Source organism: Vibrio sp. YT-19(2023) (genome assembly GCF_033337395.1).
On sequence record NZ_JAWOQN010000746.1, the window covers coordinates 1 to 605 of the forward strand.

The following is a 605-nucleotide window of genomic DNA, read 5'->3' on the forward strand; positions in this document are numbered from 1 at the left end:
TACTCGCATAACCATAGGAAAGCTGACCGGATTCCACTTTATCTATTAAGCCTCTACGGAATCGCCAGATTGGCAAAGACTCCAAACTCGGAATGCGGTCATTTAAAGGCTCGGACAAAGACTCAGTCCAATTAACTTCATGGTCGATAAGCCAACGTAAGAACGCCGCTAGGTGCTTTGCTGAAGCCTCGACCGTTTCGATGCCGATGCGAGTTCCTGGGTCTGAGGTTCCAGTAGGGTCTGATTCTCCCAAACCGTTGTGTTCCGGAATATTAGTTCGTTTGATTGAGTACTGACCAATATAACGATGGATTAAGAAGAGATTCATTTCCAAAATATCCACAAGCCTAGAGGTAGCAACAAGTAGTGGGAATCTCTCCACAACATCATCTTGTTTGTACTTAACCACACGTAATTTTACATCTGATGTAATTGAGCTAATCAGATAATCACCTTGCTCATCCAGAACAAACTCCGGATGGCTACCGAGATTGATCCTTGTCGGTACAACTTTGGCTAAGGCTTGAAATTTAGCTGCTTTCTTGGTTGCCATGCAATATCCGCCAGTCTCTATAATACTCTATTCAAATAGTAGCAATTAAAGC

1 pseudogene is annotated in these 605 nt (G+C 43.1%); it reads right to left on the reverse strand.

What is annotated here, in order from left to right:
* Positions 1-553 (reverse strand): annotated as a pseudogene (locus tag R7E78_RS28240) (site-specific integrase); the annotation flags it as partial.
* Positions 554-605: the final 52 nt, after the last annotated feature.